The sequence below is a fragment of the Chryseobacterium sp. 2P genome, assembly GCF_059579425.1.
Genome location: NZ_CM184194.1, coordinates 2718830 through 2739167 on the forward strand (window position 1 = coordinate 2718830; position 20338 = coordinate 2739167).

At 39.0% G+C, this 20338-nt stretch carries 14 protein-coding genes; 1 reads left to right on the forward strand and 13 read right to left on the reverse strand.

The window, feature by feature from the left end:
* Positions 1-21 precede the first annotated feature (21 nt).
* From AC52CF_RS12475 to AC52CF_RS12495, 5 genes are all read right to left on the reverse strand, one after another.
* On the reverse strand, positions 22-996 hold the full coding sequence (locus AC52CF_RS12475) for a glycoside hydrolase family 43 protein (protein ID WP_496517221.1): 975 nt from the start codon (positions 994-996) through the stop codon (positions 22-24).
* A gap of 101 nt (positions 997-1097) precedes the next feature.
* Entirely contained in the window at positions 1098-2219 is a 1122-nt protein-coding gene (locus AC52CF_RS12480) for an endo-1,4-beta-xylanase (RefSeq protein WP_214589432.1), read from the reverse strand.
* A gap of 286 nt (positions 2220-2505) precedes the next feature.
* Complete coding sequence (locus AC52CF_RS12485; RefSeq protein ID WP_214589431.1) at positions 2506-3960, reverse strand: MFS transporter; 1455 nt, start codon at positions 3958-3960, stop codon at positions 2506-2508.
* 113 nt (positions 3961-4073) lie between these two features.
* Positions 4074-5987: a sialate O-acetylesterase gene (locus tag AC52CF_RS12490; protein ID WP_214589430.1), complete on the reverse strand. Its 1914-nt coding sequence runs from the start codon at positions 5985-5987 to the stop codon at positions 4074-4076.
* A gap of 137 nt (positions 5988-6124) precedes the next feature.
* A complete protein-coding gene (locus tag AC52CF_RS12495) occupies positions 6125-8500 on the reverse strand; it encodes a beta-L-arabinofuranosidase domain-containing protein (protein ID WP_496517222.1) in 2376 nt (791 codons plus the stop codon).
* Positions 8501-9042: 542 nt separating this feature from the next.
* On the opposite strand from AC52CF_RS12495, the gene AC52CF_RS12500 reads away from it, so the two are divergent.
* Complete coding sequence (locus tag AC52CF_RS12500; RefSeq protein ID WP_336689446.1) at positions 9043-9729, forward strand: NUDIX hydrolase; 687 nt, start codon at positions 9043-9045, stop codon at positions 9727-9729.
* A 5-nt stretch (positions 9730-9734) separates the two neighbouring features.
* Here the strand turns inward: AC52CF_RS12500 and AC52CF_RS12505 are convergent, their stop codons facing one another.
* The 8 genes from AC52CF_RS12505 to AC52CF_RS12540 all read right to left on the reverse strand — a co-directional run bounded on the left by AC52CF_RS12505 (position 9735) and on the right by AC52CF_RS12540 (position 20317).
* Entirely contained in the window at positions 9735-10088 is a 354-nt protein-coding gene (locus AC52CF_RS12505; protein ID WP_336689447.1) for a DUF4260 domain-containing protein, read from the reverse strand.
* A gap of 58 nt (positions 10089-10146) precedes the next feature.
* Positions 10147-10581, reverse strand: a complete 435-nt coding sequence (locus tag AC52CF_RS12510; RefSeq protein ID WP_250902124.1) for a Crp/Fnr family transcriptional regulator — start codon at positions 10579-10581, stop codon at positions 10147-10149.
* A gap of 230 nt (positions 10582-10811) precedes the next feature.
* Positions 10812-12539 carry a sodium:solute symporter family transporter gene (locus AC52CF_RS12515; RefSeq protein WP_214589426.1) on the reverse strand — a complete coding sequence of 576 codons (1728 nt, stop codon included), beginning with the start codon at positions 12537-12539 and terminating at the stop codon, positions 10812-10814.
* A gap of 3 nt (positions 12540-12542) precedes the next feature.
* On the reverse strand, positions 12543-13703 hold the full coding sequence (locus AC52CF_RS12520) for an aldose epimerase family protein (protein WP_496517223.1): 1161 nt from the start codon (positions 13701-13703) through the stop codon (positions 12543-12545).
* Between the two features lie 20 nt (positions 13704-13723).
* Positions 13724-15220 (reverse strand): L-arabinose isomerase, encoded by a 1497-nt coding sequence (gene araA / locus AC52CF_RS12525; protein ID WP_214589424.1) that lies wholly within the window; start codon positions 15218-15220, stop codon positions 13724-13726.
* 169 nt (positions 15221-15389) lie between these two features.
* Complete coding sequence (locus AC52CF_RS12530) at positions 15390-16088, reverse strand: L-ribulose-5-phosphate 4-epimerase (protein WP_214589423.1); 699 nt, start codon at positions 16086-16088, stop codon at positions 15390-15392.
* A gap of 330 nt (positions 16089-16418) precedes the next feature.
* Positions 16419-18116, reverse strand: coding sequence for a ribulokinase (locus tag AC52CF_RS12535; RefSeq protein WP_214589422.1), 1698 nt, complete (start codon positions 18114-18116; stop codon positions 16419-16421).
* Positions 18117-18334: 218 nt separating this feature from the next.
* Positions 18335-20317, reverse strand: a complete 1983-nt coding sequence (locus AC52CF_RS12540) for an alpha-L-arabinofuranosidase family protein (RefSeq protein ID WP_214589421.1) — start codon at positions 20315-20317, stop codon at positions 18335-18337.
* Positions 20318-20338: the final 21 nt, after the last annotated feature.

The following is a 20338-nucleotide window of genomic DNA, read 5'->3' on the forward strand; positions in this document are numbered from 1 at the left end:
ACTTTGTCAAAGTTTTAGAAGTTACTGCTGGGCTTCCAGTCCTTCAATAGTTTTTATTTTTCCATTTTCATCGTATTCCAATTCAACGAATTTCATGCTTCTCAGCCATGTTTTTCCGCCACTCGGAACAGAATCATGGAAGAACAGATACCATTTTCCTTTAAATTCTACAATGCTGTGGTGGGTAGTCCAACCTACGACCGGAGTTAAAATTTCACCCTGAAAAGTGAACGGACCGTAAGGATTATCACCCACTGCATAACAAATCAAGTGCGTATCTCCTGTGGAATAAGAGAAGTAATATTTCCCGTTGTATTTATGCATCCATGATGCTTCGAAAAAACGATGTTTATCACCGTGAAGCAATGGGTTTCCGTTTTCGTCAAGAATCACAACATCTTTTGGCTCTTCACCGAACTCAAGCATATCATCGCTGAGCATTACTACTTTTGATGAAATGGCAGGTTCATCTTCGTCAGGAAGAATGGCAGATTCCAGTGCTTTATTGTTTCTGTACCTTTGTAACTGTCCGCCCCAGATCCCGCCAAAATACATATAATGTTTTCCTTCATCTTCAAAAAGACAAGGATCTATGCTGTAACTTCCCATCATCGGATGTTTTTCCGGAACGAAAGGTCCGTAAGGTTTATTGCTTACCGCAACGCCGATTCTGAAAATATCATTTTTATCCTTTAAAGGAAAATACATATAATATTTACCGTCTTTAAAAGCCACATCGCAATCCCACAACTGTCTTCCTGCCCAGGGAATATCTTGTACCGAAAGAACAACACCATGATCTGTAACTTCGCTATTTTCCACATCATCAAGGGAAAAAACATGATAATCATTCATATCGAAATGGTCGCCATTGTCATTTTCTTCGATCCCGCTTTCGCGGTCATGAGAGGGATAAATGTATAATTTGCCTTCAAAAACGTGTACAGAAGGATCTGCCATAAAGTCTTTCGGGAAAAGGTATTTTGCTTTGTTCATTTTTTATTTTAGATATTTAGATAATAGATTCATAGAATGATAGATTTTTTTATTCAAACCTTATAGGTTTTAAAAACCTATAAGGTTTAATGGCTCTATAATTATTTTTGTTTTGTTAACCCAATGATTTTCTCCACGACAGGTTTTGCCTGATAATTTCTGTCGAATGGCAGCGGATAATCGGTTCTGCCTTTTACCGGGAAATCGTTTTTCCAGGATTGACTGTCAGTAACGCCCCACAAAGTCACTCTTCTGATTTTATCCTGATGTTTGATAAATAATCTGAAGAAATCCAGATAACGGTCTTCCCATTCTTTCGTCACATTTTCCGGTAATCCTTTGGTGTAAGGATTCATTTTTGCTTCATATTCCACCTTATCGGAAACGTTGGCAGAAGTTCCCCAAGGAGAAGGCAGTGCGCTGATTTCCATTTCGGTAACATTCACTTTTATTCCTGTTGCTGCATAATCAGTGATTGCTTTTTCGTATTCTTCCAGTTTTGGGGTGTCAAGTCCTACGTGCGTCTGCATTCCTACGCCGTCAATTCTGATACCTCTGGATTTCAAATCTTTGACGATTTTGGTAACGGTTTTTACTTTTTCAGGAAACCACTCGTTGTAATCATTGTAGTATAATTCGGCATTTGGATCTGCCTCCTGCGCATACTGAAAAGCTAACGGAATGAATTCTTCGCCCAGAATTTCATAAAATTTGCTTTTGCGGTACGTTCCGTCTTCCATAATCGCTTCATTCACGACATCCCAGCCTTTTACACGACCTTTGTATCTACCGACCAAAGTTGAAATATGGCTTTTCATTCTTTGTTTCAAAACTTCCGGAGCAACATCTTTTCCGTTCTTGTCCACGAAAAACCATTTTGGCAGTTGTGAATGCCAGATCAAGGTATGACCAATGATGAACATTTTATTTTTCTCCCCGAATTCTACGAATTTATCTGCATCACCAAAGAAAAACTGCCCTTCTTGCGGCTGGATAAACATCGATTTCATACAGTTTTCTGCAACGATGGAACTGAATTGCTTTTTGATAATTTCATCAGATTTTACATCGGTACCGTTAATTTGAGGAAGGCTCATTGCTGTTCCGATGTAGAATTTATTTTTGAAAGCATCTTTCAGGGAATCTTTTGATGATGCCGAACTTGCGGTTTTGCAGGAAACGGTCAGGGTTAAAATTCCAAGTAATGCGGCTATTTTTTTCATTTTTAATTTTATTATTTATTCCGAAACTTAACAGGTCGCCTCTACGAGGCTCAATGGCTTGAATATATTGGCTATTAACAGTTCGCTCCTACGGAGCTTTTGTTATTTTGTTTTTCTCTATTAAAATTCTTAAACTAAAGAATGTCCAATATTGTCTTTAATTCTAAAATTTGTTTTATCCTGAATCTCGCAGCCCGGCTTGAACGGAGCTCTTTTTATGAAGCAAAGCGGAACAAAAAAGCGGGAGTGGAAGATGGATTAAGCTGCCCAAATCATTAAACCTATATTAATCTTCTTTTTTCCTTCTCTCTTTCAGATCCTGCTCGATTTGGGTTTCCATTTTTTTGTTGATTTCGTAGAACATTAGTAATCCACACGCCGCAAAGAATGGAATGGCCGGAAAAATACTGACCAGCATCTGAGCTCCATTCGCTACGGATTCCGGCTGGATAATATTTTCCGTACCTTCCGAAGAAATGTAGCCGTAATGTCCGATAATAGAGGAAACCAGTGAACTTCCGATGCTCAAACCCACTTTTAACCCCACCATCATGGCGGAAAAAATAATGGCTGTGGCGCGTCTGTTGTTTTTCCACTCGGAATAGTCGGCAACATCGGCAATCATTGCCCAAAGCAAAGGTGTGCTGATTCCGTAGAAAAAACCATGAAGAATCTGCGAAAGAAACATTAATCCCACCGATTTTGGCGGGTAAAAAATGAATGCCACAATGAACAAAGTTGAAATGAACAGTGATGCAATGAACGCGTCCCTTTTTCCATATTTGTCGGCAAATCTTTTTGAAAAGGTAATTCCGATGATCATCATAATAATTCCGCCTGCATTAAAGAGTCCGAAACCTGCTGAACGAGGATCTTCTCCGAAGAAATTCATCCCGACAGAACTGAAAAATGCGGTAATCGGTGATATGAAATTTTTCAAAGAAGTTTCATCCACATAATTGTTGAAATAATAGACATAGGAACCTCCTTTCATTGCCAGAGTAATGAAAATCAACGCTGTAACCATCAACATAATAATCCACGGTTTGTTTTTCTTTAAATCTTTTAAATCTGCTCCCAAAGTGGACTCCTGTTCCGGTTTTGGAATCACTCTTTCTTTGGTGGTGAAAAATGTAATGAGCAACATAATGGTTCCAATGATTGCCAACCACGTCATTACGATCTCAATTCCGACTGCTTTATCGCCGTTTCCTGCTGATAAAATGATCGGCAACATAAATACCTGTACAAAAAACTGAGCAAACATCACTGCTACGAAACGGTATGATGAAATACTGTTTCTTTCTTTCATATCGCCTGTAATCACGCCACTTAAAGCAGCATAAGGCAAATTATTAGCAGCATATAACAACAGTAAAATCGTATATGTTGCCGCTGCATAGATCATTTTTCCCTGATAAGAAAAATCGTGAGTGCTGAATGCAAAAAGTGCGGCTGCGCCCAACGGAACGGCAGAAAATAAAATCCACGGACGGAATTTTCCCCATTTGGTTCGTGTTCTGTCTGCCAAAGCACCGACCATCGGATTGAATCCGAAACCTGCAATCAATCCGACAATCAAAGTGATAATGGAGGCGTCTTCCGGTTTTAATCCGTAGATATCGGTGTAAAAGTAAGCTAAATACGTAACCAAAGTCTGGAAAACCAGATTGGCTGCTAAATCTCCCAAACTGTAGCCGATTTTTTCAACGACAGATATTTTTTGAGATGAGTTATTCATATGATTGTTGATATTTTTATAATTAATTTTTAAACGCAAAGTCCGCAAAGATTTTTTGACTACTAATCGTTTTTAAGGCTCGCAAAGGCGTAAACTCAGCAAAGGCTTAAAGATTATTCCGTAGTGAAAGGCGATGCGGGAAGTCTGGTTTTGTTTTTGAGGTTTCCATCGGGATTATCTGCCCAATCGTAACGGACAGCAACAGGATTTGTGACCGAATCATTCCAAACTGTAATTGTTTTGCCTTGGATTTTTGCTTTTGCCCAAGACCAGTTTCCGCCGGTATTTTTGATGGCAAACCCTTTTAGTTCAGCAACGGGAGCAAAATCATCGGTTCCGTTTTTAAAAGAAAGTACAATTTTATTTCCATCGATTTTCATTGACTGATAAACCGGTCCTTCTGCAACGATGTTTTTTCCGTAAGCCAATTTCATTGCCTGCAACGCAAGCCTGTCTCCTACTGTTTTTTTGTTCAGCGGATGGATGTCATTCCATTCCCCAACATCGATGATTACGGCAAGTCCGGCATTTGGAACCTGTAATGAAACTTTACGCTGCTGGTCTCTTAGCTCCGCCCAGTTGCTTTCGATAGGCTGTGCTTTTGATTCCATAAAATTAGCCAATTGAACTGTGATGAACGGCATTTCTTTGTTATTGAATTTATTTCTCCAGTCTGTAATCATCGTAGTTAATAAATCGCCGTACTCTTTCGGTTTTCCGGTATTGCTTTCTCCTTGGTACCAGATTGCTCCTGTGATATTATAATTGATTAAAGGATTGATCATGGCATTATACAATCCTGTCGGTTTCCAGCGGATAAAGGTTGTTCCGGGTGCCATTTTTGCCATTTTTGCCCCGATTTTATATTTCCATTCGGATTTTAAATCTATTTTTTGTCCGTCGATTTCAAGGTAATAGGGTTTATCTGCGATGAACTGCCCTTTTCCGCTTCCGTTGGAAACTCTTACGGCAATTACATTTTTACCTTCCTTAAGAATTCCTGCCGGAACATCGTACCAACGCGGAGGATATTCATAAGTTACATTTCCGACTTTTGTTCCGTTAATGTACGTTACATCGGCATCTTTAATTCTTCCAAGGTTTAAAAAAGCGGCTTTTCCTGCCTGATTTTTAGTTAAAATAATTTCTTTTCTGAACCAGACCGAACCTTCAAAAGAGCCTTCCGTATCTTCCCAAGAACCCGGAATTTTCATGGTTTTCCAGTCAGAATCATTCAGATCAAATTTTTCCCAATGTTGGTTTAACCCTAAATCACTCTGATCTAGTTCTGTATACCAGGCTTTGCTTAATGCCTGTTCCGAAGATTCTGTTGATTTTATCAACTCATCATTCTGCCATTTTTTAGCCTCATCCAAATATTCAGGATATTTTTTTAGTGAATTTTCATCCATCCAAGCCTGAATTGGAGAACCTCCCAAACTCGCGTGAATAATTCCTACCGGAACTTTATTTTTTTCACTTACATCTTTAGCAAAAAAATATGCAACCCCAGAAAAATTCAGAATGGTTTGAGAATTTGTTGCTTCCCATTTCCCTCCGTCCAATTCAGTCTGAGGTAATTTGAAGTTATATTTTTGAGGAACCGTAAAAAAACGGATGTTCTGATTGTTGGCATTTTTGATTTCGTTTGAATACAACGGCGTCAGTCTGCGCATGGGCAGTTCCATATTAGACTGTCCGGAAGCGAGCCATACATCGCCAATCAAAATATCTTTTAAAGTGATTTCGTTGATGGTCATGGTGTACGGACCGCCTGCTTTTTGTTCTGGAAGTAGAATTTTCCAGTTTCCGTTTTGATCTGCGGTGGTTTTGTAGTTTTTATTGAGAAATTTAACGTCTACCTTTTCATTGGCATCGGCTTTCCCCCAAATATTCAGCTTTTGATTTCTCTGCAACACCATTCCGTCTGAAACTAAGTTGGGAAGCGTAACCTTTGCCTGAAAAAGCATATTGCAGAATATGCAAAGCATTAAGGTAATCGTTCTGGTAATATTTTTATGGTTCATAATTTTTTATACTTTAAACGCTAATTGCAAATTTGTTCTTTCTTAGATTGAACTCCTACGGAGTTCTGTTTCTTCGGTCAATTGTATTTCTACACAGATATTGCTCCTATGGAGCAGATTTAATTCTGCAGTTGTTTTTAGTTTTTATCTGGCGTTTGATTCAGTAATCTTACTTCGATGATTTTCGGCGTTAATGATTTTTCACCCGAATTAAACTTGATGTTCAAAATTTCTTTACGGATTTCAGATTCAGGAATCGGAATGAGTAAAGTTTGTGGAGAACCGCCCATTTTTCCTTCAAAATCTTGGGAAAACACTTTAATTCCATTGATTTCGGCATTCAGGGTACGGTAGCTGTTGGCATCGAAATAGAGAAGATAGAGGTATTTTGCATTCCTGTCCTTGTTTTTCATCTGATAGCTAAACCAGCCTTTAGCGTCGCGGAAATGCCGGTCTTCCATATAGCCTTCGTAAGCATCTTTGCTCTCAAAAAAGTGGTCAGATTCCGGCTGTTGCTCGCCGAGTTGGATTTTATCGGTCGTAATATTATCCTGTTTTCGAATTTCCACTTCTTCTTTAGCTTTCTGTTTCTGAATCATTTCGATTTTATCCTGAGTCGCTTGCGGAAAATAAATGATGTAACGTTCTTCCTGAATCTGGTAAAACGGAACAAGCTCCAATCCGTTACTGAATTTATTCTGAGGATAAAGTCCGCTAATTTTAAATTTTAAATCTTTCTCATTAACAGGCTGAAGATGATTCAAAACCGTTGTTGAAGATCCTAAAATTGCCGGAATGTCGTTCAGAGGAATCTGCGGTCCGTGTGCAATATGTCCGCCGCGGCTGTCGTCGGCAAAGAGCCCTGTCTGATTTTCTTTGCCATATTTTGCTGCCAGAACAATGGGTCCGTATCTGAATGCAAAATAATCCGATTTGTCCGAAAGCTGTTCTGCGGAAAGGTGCATCGGCATTTTCATTTCAACAACATCGTCTTTTTTCCATTTCTTTTTGATATTGAGATAACCTTCGGAATCGACAGAACTACTGACCTTTTTAGAATTCACGGAAACTGTTATCTGTGAAACATTCGTCCATTCCGGTGCTCTTAATTTTAAATTGATTTCAGTTTTTGGAGCAAGATCAAAGACCAATTTTGTGGAAGGTTCCTGCGGAAAATTATTTTCCTGTCTTATGACCAATTTTTTTTCTGACCATTTTAAAACAGAAGGAATAAAAAGATTCACGTACAAATCTTTATCAGAATGCGCATAAATCATTTCGCCGTATTTGGCGTGATTTTCCATTCCTGAACCAACGCAGCACCAGAAGCTGGTTTCCGGCTGGGAATATACTCTGTAGTGGCCGGGACGCATGGGTGTAAAATAAACAAAACCGCCTTTTTCCTGATTTTGGGTGGAAAGTATGTGATTGTATAAAGCTCTTTCGTAATAATCCAGATAAGACGACTTCGGACTGGTCGCGAAAAGCTCTTTGGTCAACTTCAGCATATTGTACGTATTACAGGTTTCGGGACCTTCAATACTTTTAATCATCCCGCTGAAATCTCCGGTAGGATTGAAATGTTCGCTTACACTGTTTCCGCCGATAATGGCTGAACGTTTTTGGGTAACATTAGTCCAGAAAAAATCTGCCGCACCACTCCACTCTTTATTATGCTCCAGATCTGCGATTCTCTTGAAACCGATTACTTTCGGGATCTGTGTATTGGCGTGAATTCCTGTCAGTTTATCTTCGTGAATCAATAATGGATTTAAAATCGCCTGATGTGAAAAACGGTGTGCTAACTTAAGATATTTTTCATTTTTGGTAATGTCATAAACATCAGCAAAAACTTCGTTCAGTCCGCCGTGTTCGCTTTTCAGCATCTCCTGAATCTGCTCATCGGAAAGTTTGGAAACTTCATCTGCCATCCAGTCGGTAAGCTTAATGAGCATTTTTTTTGCCTTTTCGCTGTCTGCGTACCAATACGCATCCCGCAAACCGGAATATATTTTGTGAATATTATATAAAGGAACCCAACGGTCGTTCAGTCCGAAAGCGGATGCACGAATATTGCCGTCCGAGATTTCTTTCCATATCTTTTTGCCATACGGAACGCCGGAAATATAACCGTTTCCTGAAAGATTCTGGCAACGTTCCAACTCGTCGATCATATAATCCAGCCGCTGTTTTACTTTTGCATCGCCTGTAGAAGCGTACATTAAAGCCAAAGCAGAAATATAATGTCCGCCAATATGACCATCTAATCCTGTATTTTCCCAGTTCGGATAATTCGGTTTTTTAGGATTAAGTCCTGCTTCTTTTAAATAGGGAGCCAACAAACGGTCGGCATCCATCGACATTATGTAATTTTTATCTGTCTGCATTGCCCTGCTGAATATGCTTTCAGACAAAGCGACTTTGTTCAGCGGAAAGTAACTGACTGTTTTGCTCACCTGTCCAAAAGCAAGTGTGCCAAAACCTAAAAATACTATCAGCGATTTTTTATTCATTAATAAATGTCTGTTCAACATTTCTAAAAATAAAAGAAAGAATCAATATGACAAAGAATTTTGCAGAATGTGCCGCTGAAATCAAAAAAAAGTCTATTTTAAAGTCTTAGAAAAAAATTAAAAATAACAGGGGCTTATCATAAAAATTAAGATTATGAAAAAACGCGATAATCAGAACCATACAGTCAAATTACCTGCATGAAAAATGAATACGGAATATACAGTATGAACGCTGATATTTTATATTAATAGCTTATCGTATTTTTAAGACTAAGCCCTACTGACTGTTTCAGGGTAAATTTAAAATGAAAGAAAAATTAATTTTAACATATTTTTAACATTAAGTTCATCTGTTTTTAATGTCTTAGATGAATAAAATGTAAGTTTCGAAGGTAGAAAATGCTCCCAAAATGACAAGGAAGATGATGGAATCCTGAGAAATTCAAAATAAAAAGTAAAATAAAGTGTGTAAAATACATTTATATTGATCCGACAGTAAAATCAAAGGCTAAAAGCATTAACTTTGCATAAAAATATAATCGATGACACAAGACTATTCTCATTTTCCGCGACATCTGGTAGCTGTAGACTGCATTATTTTCGGGTTCGACGGCGAAAATCTTAAAATTCTTCTGGTAAAAAGGAATTTTGAGCCTAAAATGGGAGAATGGTCGTTAATGGGTGGATTTATAGGAGACGAAGAAACATCCGATGAAGCAGCGCAACGTGTTCTGAATACTCTCACAGGACTGGAAAATATCTATCTGGAACAGCTGAATTCTTATACGCGGATTGACCGTGAACCTACAGCAAGAATTATTTCAATTTCATATTATGCGCTGATTAATATTGAAAAGAATATCCAGATCAATGAAAAATACAGCGCAAAATGGTTTGATCTTCGGGATTTTCCAAGTCTTATTTTTGACCATAACGAAATGGTAAAGGATGCCGTTCTGAGGCTGCGCAGAAGAGCTTCCACAAGACCTATCGGGTTTGAGCTTCTGCCAGAAAAATTCACGATGAAAGATCTGCAGAATCTTTACGAAGCGATTTTTAATGAACAGTTCGACAAGCGGAATTTCATCAGCAAAATTAATGCGCTGGATATTCTTGTGAAAACGGAGGGTAAAGATATGACTTCTTCAAAAAAAGGGTCTTTTCTGTATCGTTTTGATGAAGCAAAATATCAGAAAAAGCTTGCGGAAGGGTTTATGTTTAAGATTTAAACGGTTTATTTCTTTCCTATTGAACCCAGATGGGTATGTTTGAAATCGTCTTCAAATTTAAATCCGTATCCGAAAATTCTGTCCATTGCAGAATGGGCAAATAAAATAATTCCGGCAAATTCTACGATAGAAATTTTAAGCCAAAATCCGAGAATCAAAACAAGGATTGCAAGCATTTTATGATGAAAAAAATTGTAAATCCGGGCTCCGGTTTTTGGATTGATTAAGTAGCCGACCATGGAAACATCCGGAAGCAAAAGGCAAATCGGAAAAAGCCACCACTGAAATTCTAACTGTGTAAACAGGAAAACGGCTAAACCAAATTGTCCTAATTCTTCGAGCTGCAAGAGATTTTTCATTGTCTGAGATTTATCTTACAAATGTCTGACAACAGAAAATAGATTCTCTTGATAAAAATCAAGAATTTTCTGCCTGCCGTTTCCTGATTCTGCTGAATGTTTCGGGCGTCATTCCCAAAACCGAAGCAATATATTGCAGCGGAACCTGATGAAATAATTCTCTGTTCTGCTCAAAATACCGGTTGTACCTTTCTTCCGCGGTCATGGATAGATAAGAAAATATCCGGTCTTCCATCATTCCAAAACATTTAATCATAAATCTTTTCTCAATTTCAGCCCATTTGGGGAATTCCCTGCACAGTTTTAAATAATCTGTTTTAGAAATGGTGAGTAATTCAGCTTCGGTAAAGGCTTGTATCGTCCATCGGTTGTGTTGATTAAAGAAAAATCCCATCACATCGGTAACGAAAAAACCTTTTACGGAAAGCCACTGTGTAATCTCTTTTCCGTCTTCTGATAAAGCGAAAACACGCAAAATACCGGATTTCACCATGCTTAATCTGTTACAAATTTCGCCTGAACCTGTAAATATTTCATTTTTCGCTAATTGTTCTTTTCTGAAATAAGACTAAATAACAGAGTGTTCGTGAGCATTCAGCGGTCCGAAATATGTTTGTATTAATTCATTTAAATCTTCCATTGTTTTTTTATATGCTGAATTAAAATTAAACAAAAACAGGACTCCAAAACGGAATCCTGCCTTTATTTTATCATAATTACATTTTACCAGAATTTCACATAAAGTGCAGTAAGCAGTAATAACGTTATAACGATTAAAACCAATGTTCTGTTGTCTACGCGGAACATTGTTGCATCGATTGCGAATGCTTTCGGATTCACTTTCGGTCCTGCAAGACTGATGAGAACCATGGTTGCAATGGTGATCACGAAAGACCATCCCATATTAATTAAAAATGGGATTTCTGTAATGGTGTGCACAACTCCGTTTTCCAGTTTTTCATACGTAAAAGCGGTATATAACCAGGTTTCTTTTCCAAAAATATCGACTGCAAAACTGTTGAAGAAAATTGCCAGAACGAATCCTAAAATTACACCGACCAAAGCTGCTGTTCCGGTGGTTCTTTTCCAGAACATTCCCAAAAGAAACATGGCAAAAACTCCCGGACTTATAAATCCTGTATATTTCTGAATGAAGGTAAATCCTCCTTCACCGCCGATTCCTAAAACATCGGTCCATGTAAATGCCAAAGCCACAAACATCGCGATGATAATCGCCCATCTTCCGGTTCTCACCATCTGGATTTCCGTTGCATCAGCTTTTAAATATTTCTTGTAAATGTCTAATGTAAAGATCGTTGAAATACTGTTCACTTTTCCTGCCAAAGAAGCAACGATTGCCGCCGTTAAAGCCGCTACAGCAAGACCTTTCAGACCAACCGGCAGAAATCCTAAGATTGCAGAATAAGCACCATCTTTTACGCCACTAAAGCCAGTTAAATGCCCTTTTGAATACAAAACGTACGCTGCAATTCCCGGAAGCATTACGATAATCGGCATAAATAATTTTAAGAATCCTGCGAATAAAATTCCGGTTCTTGCCGTTTTCAGATCAGCTCCCAACGCTCTTTGGGTGATGTATTGATTACAGCCCCAATAATTCAGGTTTACAATCCATTGTCCTGCGAAATACATCGCCAATCCCGGTAAAACAACATATTTCTGAACATCAAGATTTTCAGGCATTGCCAAAGTTGTGGTGGTCTTCACCGGCTTTTCCAGCATCAGTTTAAAGTGTTGCGGAGCTTCGTTCATCAAAGTCTGAAAACCTGTTAAAGCATTCCCGACTGCCGCCCCGTTGATTCTCTGATCAACAATCTGAAGCGCCATGTAAACCGTGGCAAAACCTCCGATAATTAAAACCGCCACCTGAATTACATCTGTGTAACCGATTACCTTCATTCCGCCAAGACCAATTAATAATGCCATTAAAAGCAATCCGATCATAATAATATGAAGGTTATCGCCTCCCAGCAATGTATCTATTGCCAAAGCACCTAAATAAAGGATGGAAGTTAAATTAACAATAACATATAAAAAGAGCCAGAACACAGCCATAATCAGGGAAACCGATTTGTTGTAACGGGTTTCCAGAAATTGTGGCATCGTGTAAATCTTGTTTTTAAGATAAATCGGAATGAACCATACTGCAATAATAATCAATGCAATTGCCGCAATCCATTCATAAGCAGCTACAGCAATTCCCACAAAAAATCCTTCACCGGACATCCCGATAAATTGTTCGGCAGAAATATTGGAAGCAATTAAACTCGCGCCGATTGCCCACCAAGTCAGTGAACCTTCTGCCAGAAAATAATCTTTACTGCCTGTCGCTGCAGATTTCTTTCTATTATAAATCCAGATTCCGTAGCCTGCAACTACCACAAAATAGATAAGAAATATGATGATATCAAGAGTAGCTAAATTTCCCATATTTTATTTTTTAACTGAGAATTTATAAATTGTTTTCGACTGGTATTTCTGTCCCGGCTTCAGTTCTGTAGAAGGGAAAGAAGATTGGTTCGGTGAATCCGGAAAATGTTGAGTTTCTAAACAGAATCCCGTTCTGAATTCATTTTTCCCGCCAGTTTTGGTATCGAATTTTCCATCCAGAAAGTTTCCGGAATAAAACTGTACTCCCGGTTCGTCAGTTAAAACTTCCATTACTCTGCCCGATTCGGGATGGTACACTTTCGCAATACTTCTCAGTCCGTTTCCGTTCAGAATCCAGTTATGATCGTAGCCTTTTCCTTTTTTCAGTTGATCGTCATCAGCACTGATGTCTTTTCCAATTGCTTTTGAAGCTGTGAAATCGAATGCACTTCCTTTTACAGGTTTTTGCTCACCTGTAGGAATCAGCGTTTCATTGACCGGTAAAAATTTATCTGCATTGATCTGCATTTCGTGGCCAAGAATTGTTTTTGAGAAACTTCCTGAAAGGTTAAAATACGAATGCTGGGTAAGATTTACCACAGTCGGTTTGTCGGTTTCCGCTTCGTAAGAAATTTCCAGAGCGTTATCATCCGTTAAAGTATAAAATACCGTAGTCGTCAGTTTTCCCGGATATCCTTCTTCCCCATCTGCGCTGGTATAAGTCAGTTTCAACGTTGGGAATTTGGCATCTTTTACAGGTTCAATATTCCAGATTTTAGTATGAAACCCTTCTTTTCCGCCATGAAGACTGTTGGGTCCGTCATTTTTATCAATGTCATAGGATTTGCCTTCCAAAGTGAATTTGGCATTGGCAATTCTGTTTCCGTAACGACCAATTAACGCTCCAAAATTATAAGGATTTCCATTAAAATAATCTTCCGGTTTTGTAAAACCCAAGACCACATCTTCATATTTTCCGTTTTTATCGGGAGCGGTAAGTGAAGTGATGATTCCGCCAAAGTTGATGACTTCCACTTTCATCCCGTTTTTATTAGTCAAAGTATATTTTTTAACAGAATCACCTTTTGACGTCACTCCATACTCTGAAATCTGTATATTTTCCATTGCCTGCTTTTGATTTTTTGATTGATTTTCTTTTTTATTGCACCCGAAAATACATAAAACGGCAAAAAGAATTATCAGGTTGATACTTATTTTTCTCATTTTTTATAATTTTTGCAAGTTTAGCGATAATATATTTCATTCCAGCGAAGTGTATTCTTAAAATCACGGATTTTTGTATTTTCATCAATCACTAACGATTCGATTCCGGCGATTTCTGCAAAATCCTCCAATTGTTCTGCACTAATGTTTTCGCTGTAGCAGGTATGATGGGCTCCACCCGCCAAAATCCACGCTTCCGCGGCTGTGTACAAATCAGGAAGTGGTTTCCAGAGTACTCTCGCTACAGGAAGCTTCGGAAGTTCTTCGGTAATTTCCAAAGCTTTTGTTTTGTTGATTAACAATCTGAAATGATTTCCGAAATCCATTAATGCTGCATTTAAAGAATCAATATTTCCTCTTGAATTGAAAACCAGACGAACCGGATCTGCTTTTCCGCCAATTCCAAGCGGATGAATTTCACAAGAAGGTTTGTCAACCGCCAAAACAGGATCCACTTCCAGCATATGAGAACCCAGAACCGATGGACTGGAAGGATTTAAATGGTAGGTATAATCTTCCATAAAAGCATTTCCGCCTTCTAAACCCTGCCCCATTGTTTTCATCGCACGAACCAAAGCGGCAGTTTTCCAGTCGCCTTCTCCGGCGAATCCGTAACCTTTTTCCATTAATCTCTGAACGGCAATTCCCGGAAGCTGTTCCAATCCGTGAAGATCTTCGAAAGTATCCGAGAATCCTTTGAAATTTCCGTCTTTCAGGAATTTTTCCAAACCTAGCTCAATTCTGGCAGCAGCTTCGAGGGATTTTCTGTTCGCTCCTCCTGAGAGAAGGGATTCTGCCATTTTATATGAAGATTCATATTCTTCCATCAACGATTTGATTTCGCCTTCGCCAATTGAATTGACAACGCTTACCAAATCTCCGATTCCCCAAGTGTTTACGGAAAATCCAAACTTGGTTTCCGCTTCCACTTTATCACCGTCTGTCACGGCAACATATCTCATATTGTCTCCAAAACGGGCAAATTTTGCGCCCTGCCAATCGTCCCAGCCAGCAGCAACTCTACTCCATTCTCCGATTTGTTTCTGAACTCTTTCCTCTGCCCAATGTCCAACCACCACTTTCCTGTTTTTGCGGAGACGGCTTACCATGAATCCAAATTCCCTGTCGCCATGTGCTGCCTGATTAAGATTCATAAAATCCATATCCATCGTAGACCACGGAATATCCTGATTGAATTGCGTATGAAGATGCAGCATCGGCTTTTGCAAGGCAGTAAGACCACGAATCCACATTTTTGCAGGGGAAAATGTATGCATCCACGTTACGATTCCGATGCAGTTTTTTGAAAAATTGGCAGCAGTTAATGTCTCGAAAATTTCTTCCGTGGTTTTTACGGTTGGCTTTAAAACCACTTTCACAGGAATTTGTGACGAAGCATTGAAGGCTTCCACAATCTTCGCCGAATGTTCCGCTACCTGTGCTAATGTTTCAGAGCCGTATAGATGCTGGCTTCCGGTGATGAACCAGATTTCTTTGGTATTGAGAGGTGTTAACATATTTGATGATTGATAAATGATGATTTATAATTGATATTGATTTTATTTATTTCATAGGTTTTACCTAAGGCTATTAATATTGAATCCTCCGGATTTTGATGTTTTTCATCAAACCTTATAGGTTTTAAAAACCTATAAGGTTTATGGCAGATATTACACAAACCTCCAGTTATTGCCCGTAGTAAGCATTTTTACCATGTTTACGTTCGTAATGTTTTTTGATGAGTGAGTCTTTTAAACAGGCTGCATTCGGATTGATTTGTCTGGTGAGATAAGCCATTTCGGCGATGGTTTCCAAAATTTTGCTGTTGTAAACAGCCTTTTCAGCATTTTTACCCCAGGTAAACGGTCCATGATTTCCGATGAGCACCATTTCTACTTCTTCATAAGACAGTTTTTTTTCTCTAAAACAATCCAGAATCTGGATTCCGGTATTGTATTCGTAGTTGCCTTCTATTAAATCGTCATGCATTGGTGGCGCACAAGGAACATCCGTTGTAAGATGGTCTGCGTGCGTTGTCCCGAAAATCGGGATGTCCAACTGAGCCTGTGCCCAAGCTACAGAATAGATGGCGTGCGTATGCGAGATTCCACCAATGTTTTCCCAGTTTTTGTAGAGATAAGCGTGGGTTTTGGTATCAGAAGATGGTCTTAAATTTCCTTCAACGACATTGGCATCATAATCTAAAATCACCATATCTTTAGGTTTTAAAAGTTCGTAAGGAACGCCGCTTGGTTTGATTGCAAAAATTCCTTTTTCGCGGTCAACGGCGCTTACGTTTCCGAATGTGTAGACAACCAGTTTTAAGGCATCGAGCTGCATATTGGCTTCGTAACATTCTCGTTTTAATTCTTTATAGATGCTCATTTTTATTTATATATTTTTTTCAAATGCATAGGTTTCACCTACGGCTATCGATATTTAACCCCTCGGGTTTTATCATACGAATCAATCGCAGCCCGACCTGAGTGGAGCTCTTTTTGTGCAGCGAAGCGGAACAAAAAAGCGGGAACGGAGGGCGGATAAAGCTGCCATAATTATTTTAGTTGATGGTTTTTGGTTGATTGTGGATCGTTCTTTAATTAATGTAAATATTTAACAGATCGCCTCTACGAGGCTCTTTTTGTGATGATAATATTTACATTATTTGCTATTAACAGGACGCTCCTAACGGAGCTGTTTTAACCTAATTAATCACTATAAACTGTCAACCGTCAACTTTTTCTTAGATTTGATATTATTTTCGGTGAAATCTGCTAAAATCTGATAGTGCTGCATCAATTCTTCGTATTGTTCTACATGTTCTTTCTGTGGGAAGTATTCAGCTTCGAAATCAGAGCCCATTTTTTGGCTTGCTTCCTGAACGTTAGGATAAATTCCTGCGGCAACAGCGGCATAAATGGCTGCCCCTAAAGCCGGAGCCTGATCTGATGCTGCCACAACGATGGGCATATTCAGGACATTTGCCAAGGTCTGCATGATGAATGGTGATTTTCTGGCAACGCCGCCAATTCCTATGACTTTATGGATTTTAATGCCTTCATCTTCAAAGCGGTCAACGATTTTTCTTGCTCCGAAACAGATCGCATTAACCAGTGCTTTGAAAATATGTGGTGCTTTTGTTCCCAACGAAAGACTACTGATTGCCATTTTCAGTTCCTGATTGGCATCGGGCGTTCTTCGTCCGTTAATCCAATCCAATGCTATTGGAACGGTTTCCGACAGTGGAATTTTTTCCGCTTCGAGAGTGAGATGTCGGATCATACTGTTTTCTATTTCTTCTTTCAGCAACTGTTTTTGGTCATCGTCAATTGCATCGGAGTTCATCAGAATATTGATTGTGGGTTCTGTAAGAAGATTTTTATACCACGCCAAAACATCTCCGAATGCAGATTGTCCCGCTTCCAGCCCCATTAGTCCCGGAATGACGGAACCATCGACCTGTCCGCAGATTCCTTTAACCGTTCTATCGCCGATAATTTCGTTTGGAGCCACCATAATATCGCAGGTGGATGTTCCCATAATCCTGATTAATGTGTTCTCCTCAACTTTTGCACCGATTGCACCGGAATGCGCGTCGAAAGTGCCGACAGCAATTACAGTTTTAGTCGTTAATCCCAATTTTGCCGCCCATTCTTCGTTCAGATTTCCGGCAACTTCATCGGAAGTATAGGTTTTATCATATAATCTGTCGCGAAGTTCTGCTAAAGATGAATCCAATTGATTAAGAAATTCTTTGGAAGGAAGTCCGTTCCACGACTCGTGCCACATTGCTTTGTGTCCGGCCGCACAGCGGCTTCTTTTGAATGTCGCCAGATCCTTATGGTCAGAAAGTAAAAATGTGAGGTAATCACAATGTTCCATCCAGCTGTATGCTGCATTTTTTACGGCTTCATCTTCTCTGCTGATGTGGAGGATTTTTGCCCAAAACCATTCTGAGGAATAAATTCCGCCTTCAAATTTTGTATAATCTTCACCACCCCAGTTTTTTGCCAGATCATTGATTTCTTCTGCTTCCCGGATGGAAGTATGGTCTTTCCAAAGCACCATCATTGCATTCGGATTTTCTGAAAATTCGGGTAAAAGGGATAAAGCAATTCCATCTTTATTTACAGGAAGGGGTGAAGAACCCGTAGTATCAATACAAATACTAACGATATTTTCGGGCGCAACTCCACTTTCTTTCACGACATCGGAAACGGTTTTTTCCATTCCTTCGATGTGATCCAGCGGATGCTGACGGAACTGATTTTCTTCCGGTCTGCAGAACTGTCCTTTTTTCCATCTTTGGTAATAGCTTACGGAGGTTGCCAGTTCGGCACCATTTTCCGTATCAATCAAAACGGCACGAACGGAATCTGTTCCATAATCTAAACCGATAACATACTTTTTCATTAACGAAAGTGATTTATTTGATTATTGTTTTGGCTCCTTTTTAAAATAACAGTTGTAATGGATTACATTATGCAAAGATTTTCCGTTAGGATTTCATTTACCTTAAAGAATTCTCCGGTTTTCTGTTGAAGAGATAAAACAAATATAAGATTCTATTTTAAATAAATGTAATATTTACACTTAATTTTAATTTTTCTTTTATTAATGAGGCTTTAGAGCTATTTAAGCTTTAAAATAACGACAGAATTTGCCGGAATTTCCGCAGAAATTTTTCCCTTTTTAATGGTCTGCGTTTCTTCTTTGGGTGTGATGATCTCCGATTGGAAGTTATTTTCATCGGAAAGTCCTGATGAAGTCAGTAAGATTTTGGTGAGTTTACTGGCATGTTTAATGTTTTTGGGATTGATTTCAACTGACATTTTTTCATCATCCGTATTAACAATTTTAATGATTGTTTCATTTTTTTCAATGTCATGTACGGCGGATGCATAAAGATTGTTTTCGCCTTTTAACGACTTTCCGTTTTCAGTGATCTTAATTAAATCTGTTCCTTTGTTGTTCGAAAATAATTTCTGAACATAATAATTGGGAGTTGCATAAGATTTTAAATTATTAAACCAAATCAAATCCGGTGTCCATTGCCAACCGTCTGCATGGGCGAAAAGCGGTGCGTAAGAAGTCATGGTTACAACATCTGCATTGCGTTCCAGCCCTGTCATAAAAGCGGCTTCCGAAAGTGCGGTCAGCCAGTTGTTTTTATTGTCGGGCTTTACAACACCCACCGATTGTGCGGCGTATTCCCCCGCAAAAACTTTAGGTCCTGAACGACCGTATTTATCATATCTTCCAGCGTTTTTCATAAACCATTCCGGAGAATTATAATAATGTTCATCCACAACCTGCGCATTCAGTTTTTTAAGTTCTTTCCAGCCGTAATCGAAAAATTCGCCATCGGGAGAAGGGCCGCTTCCCGAAATAATTTTAATATCAGGATATTTGGTGTGAATTGCTTTTTCAAAAACTTTGTAACGCTCGATATAATCTGCTCCCCACTGTTCGTTTCCAACGCCGATGAATTTCATGTTAAAAGGTTTCGGATGTCCCACTTCAGTTCTGATTTTTCCCCATTTTGTAGAGGAATCTCCGTTGGCGAATTCAATTAAATCCAAGGCATCCTGAACATAAGGATCTAAATCTTCCACTTTTACGAGTTCGGCTGTGTTGAACTGGCATGCCATTCCGCAACTCAGAATCGGAAGCGGTTCTGCACCCAAATCTTCCGCCAGCTGGAAATATTCAAAAAAGCCAAGACCGAAAGACTGCCAGTAATCCGGAGTAAGACGGTGCGGAAATCCATTATTCCATTTATTGATAAGGTTTTCCCTGTCTTCTACCCTGCCAATCGTCTTTTTCCACTGGTACCTTTCTGCCAAGGTTCTTCCTTCAACAATACATCCGCCGGGAAACCGTAAAAAACCGGGTTGTAAATCATATAATTTCTGAACTAAATCCTTTCGTAAACCGCCTTTTCTTCCTTTCCATGTTTCTTGCGGAAAAAGTGAAATCATATCCATATTCACCACCCCTTTTCCTGTGAAAGTGATTTGAAGCTTAGCCTTTTCAATGGTTTTAGAAGGTATAAAAACGGTGCTGTATTTTTGCCATCCTCCTCCTTTGATTATCGAAGAGGCAGAAGAAATCACCATTCCGTTTTCATCAATAATTTTTGTATTGACGGCAGAAATATTTCCTGACACATTTTCCAGATTGAAACTAAAATCATATTTTTCACCCTGATGAAGTCCGATTCCCCGGAAACCTTCGTTTTCCAGTGAATAGTTTTTATCATTCAAAACCGTTATTCTTGCGTAGTTTTTATTGGTTTTAGACTTATCAGTTATAATCGTCAGAAAGCCGGAATCTAAATTGGGAGACAATGTTTTTGTATTGGGTTGTTTCCAGCCGGTTAAAGGTTCATCAAATTCGAAACTGCGGTTTTTGATGAGTTCTGCGTACAATCCGCCGTCTGCTGCAAAGTTAATGTCTTCGAAGAAAATTCCGTACATCGTGGGCTGGATTTTGATGTTGGTGGACGTTCCGTCTAAATCGAGGAAGTGCTTTTTGATATTTCCGTTCTGTGCTGAAAAAAACGCTGTACTTAGTGAAATAGCCGCTGTGAATATTTTGATTTTCGCTTTCATTTTTTGACTTGAAAAATTGAA

Bases quoted from the DNA above. Each gene is read 5' to 3' on its own strand.
- araA (WP_214589424.1), bottom strand. From the start codon at position 15,220: ATGTTAACACCTCTCAATACCAAAGAAATCTGGTTCATCACCGGAAGC.
- AC52CF_RS12475 (WP_496517221.1), bottom strand. From the start codon at position 996: ATGAACAAAGCAAAATACCTTTTCCCGAAAGACTTTATGGCAGATCCT.
- AC52CF_RS12530 (WP_214589423.1), bottom strand. From the start codon at position 16,088: ATGAGCATCTATAAAGAATTAAAACGAGAATGTTACGAAGCCAATATG.
- AC52CF_RS12520 (WP_496517223.1), bottom strand. From the start codon at position 13,703: ATGAGAAAAATAAGTATCAACCTGATAATTCTTTTTGCCGTTTTATGT.
- AC52CF_RS12540 (WP_214589421.1), bottom strand. From the start codon at position 20,317: ATGAAAGCGAAAATCAAAATATTCACAGCGGCTATTTCACTAAGTACA.
- AC52CF_RS12505 (WP_336689447.1), bottom strand. From the start codon at position 10,088: ATGAAAAATCTCTTGCAGCTCGAAGAATTAGGACAATTTGGTTTAGCC.
- AC52CF_RS12515 (WP_214589426.1), bottom strand. From the start codon at position 12,539: ATGGGAAATTTAGCTACTCTTGATATCATCATATTTCTTATCTATTTT.
- AC52CF_RS12535 (WP_214589422.1), bottom strand. From the start codon at position 18,116: ATGAAAAAGTATGTTATCGGTTTAGATTATGGAACAGATTCCGTTCGT.
- AC52CF_RS12510 (WP_250902124.1), bottom strand. From the start codon at position 10,581: ATGGTGAAATCCGGTATTTTGCGTGTTTTCGCTTTATCAGAAGACGGA.
- AC52CF_RS12495 (WP_496517222.1), bottom strand. From the start codon at position 8,500: ATGAATAAAAAATCGCTGATAGTATTTTTAGGTTTTGGCACACTTGCT.
- AC52CF_RS12480 (WP_214589432.1), bottom strand. From the start codon at position 2,219: ATGAAAAAAATAGCCGCATTACTTGGAATTTTAACCCTGACCGTTTCC.
- AC52CF_RS12485 (WP_214589431.1), bottom strand. From the start codon at position 3,960: ATGAATAACTCATCTCAAAAAATATCTGTCGTTGAAAAAATCGGCTAC.
- AC52CF_RS12490 (WP_214589430.1), bottom strand. From the start codon at position 5,987: ATGAACCATAAAAATATTACCAGAACGATTACCTTAATGCTTTGCATA.
- AC52CF_RS12500 (WP_336689446.1), top strand. From the start codon at position 9,043: ATGACACAAGACTATTCTCATTTTCCGCGACATCTGGTAGCTGTAGAC.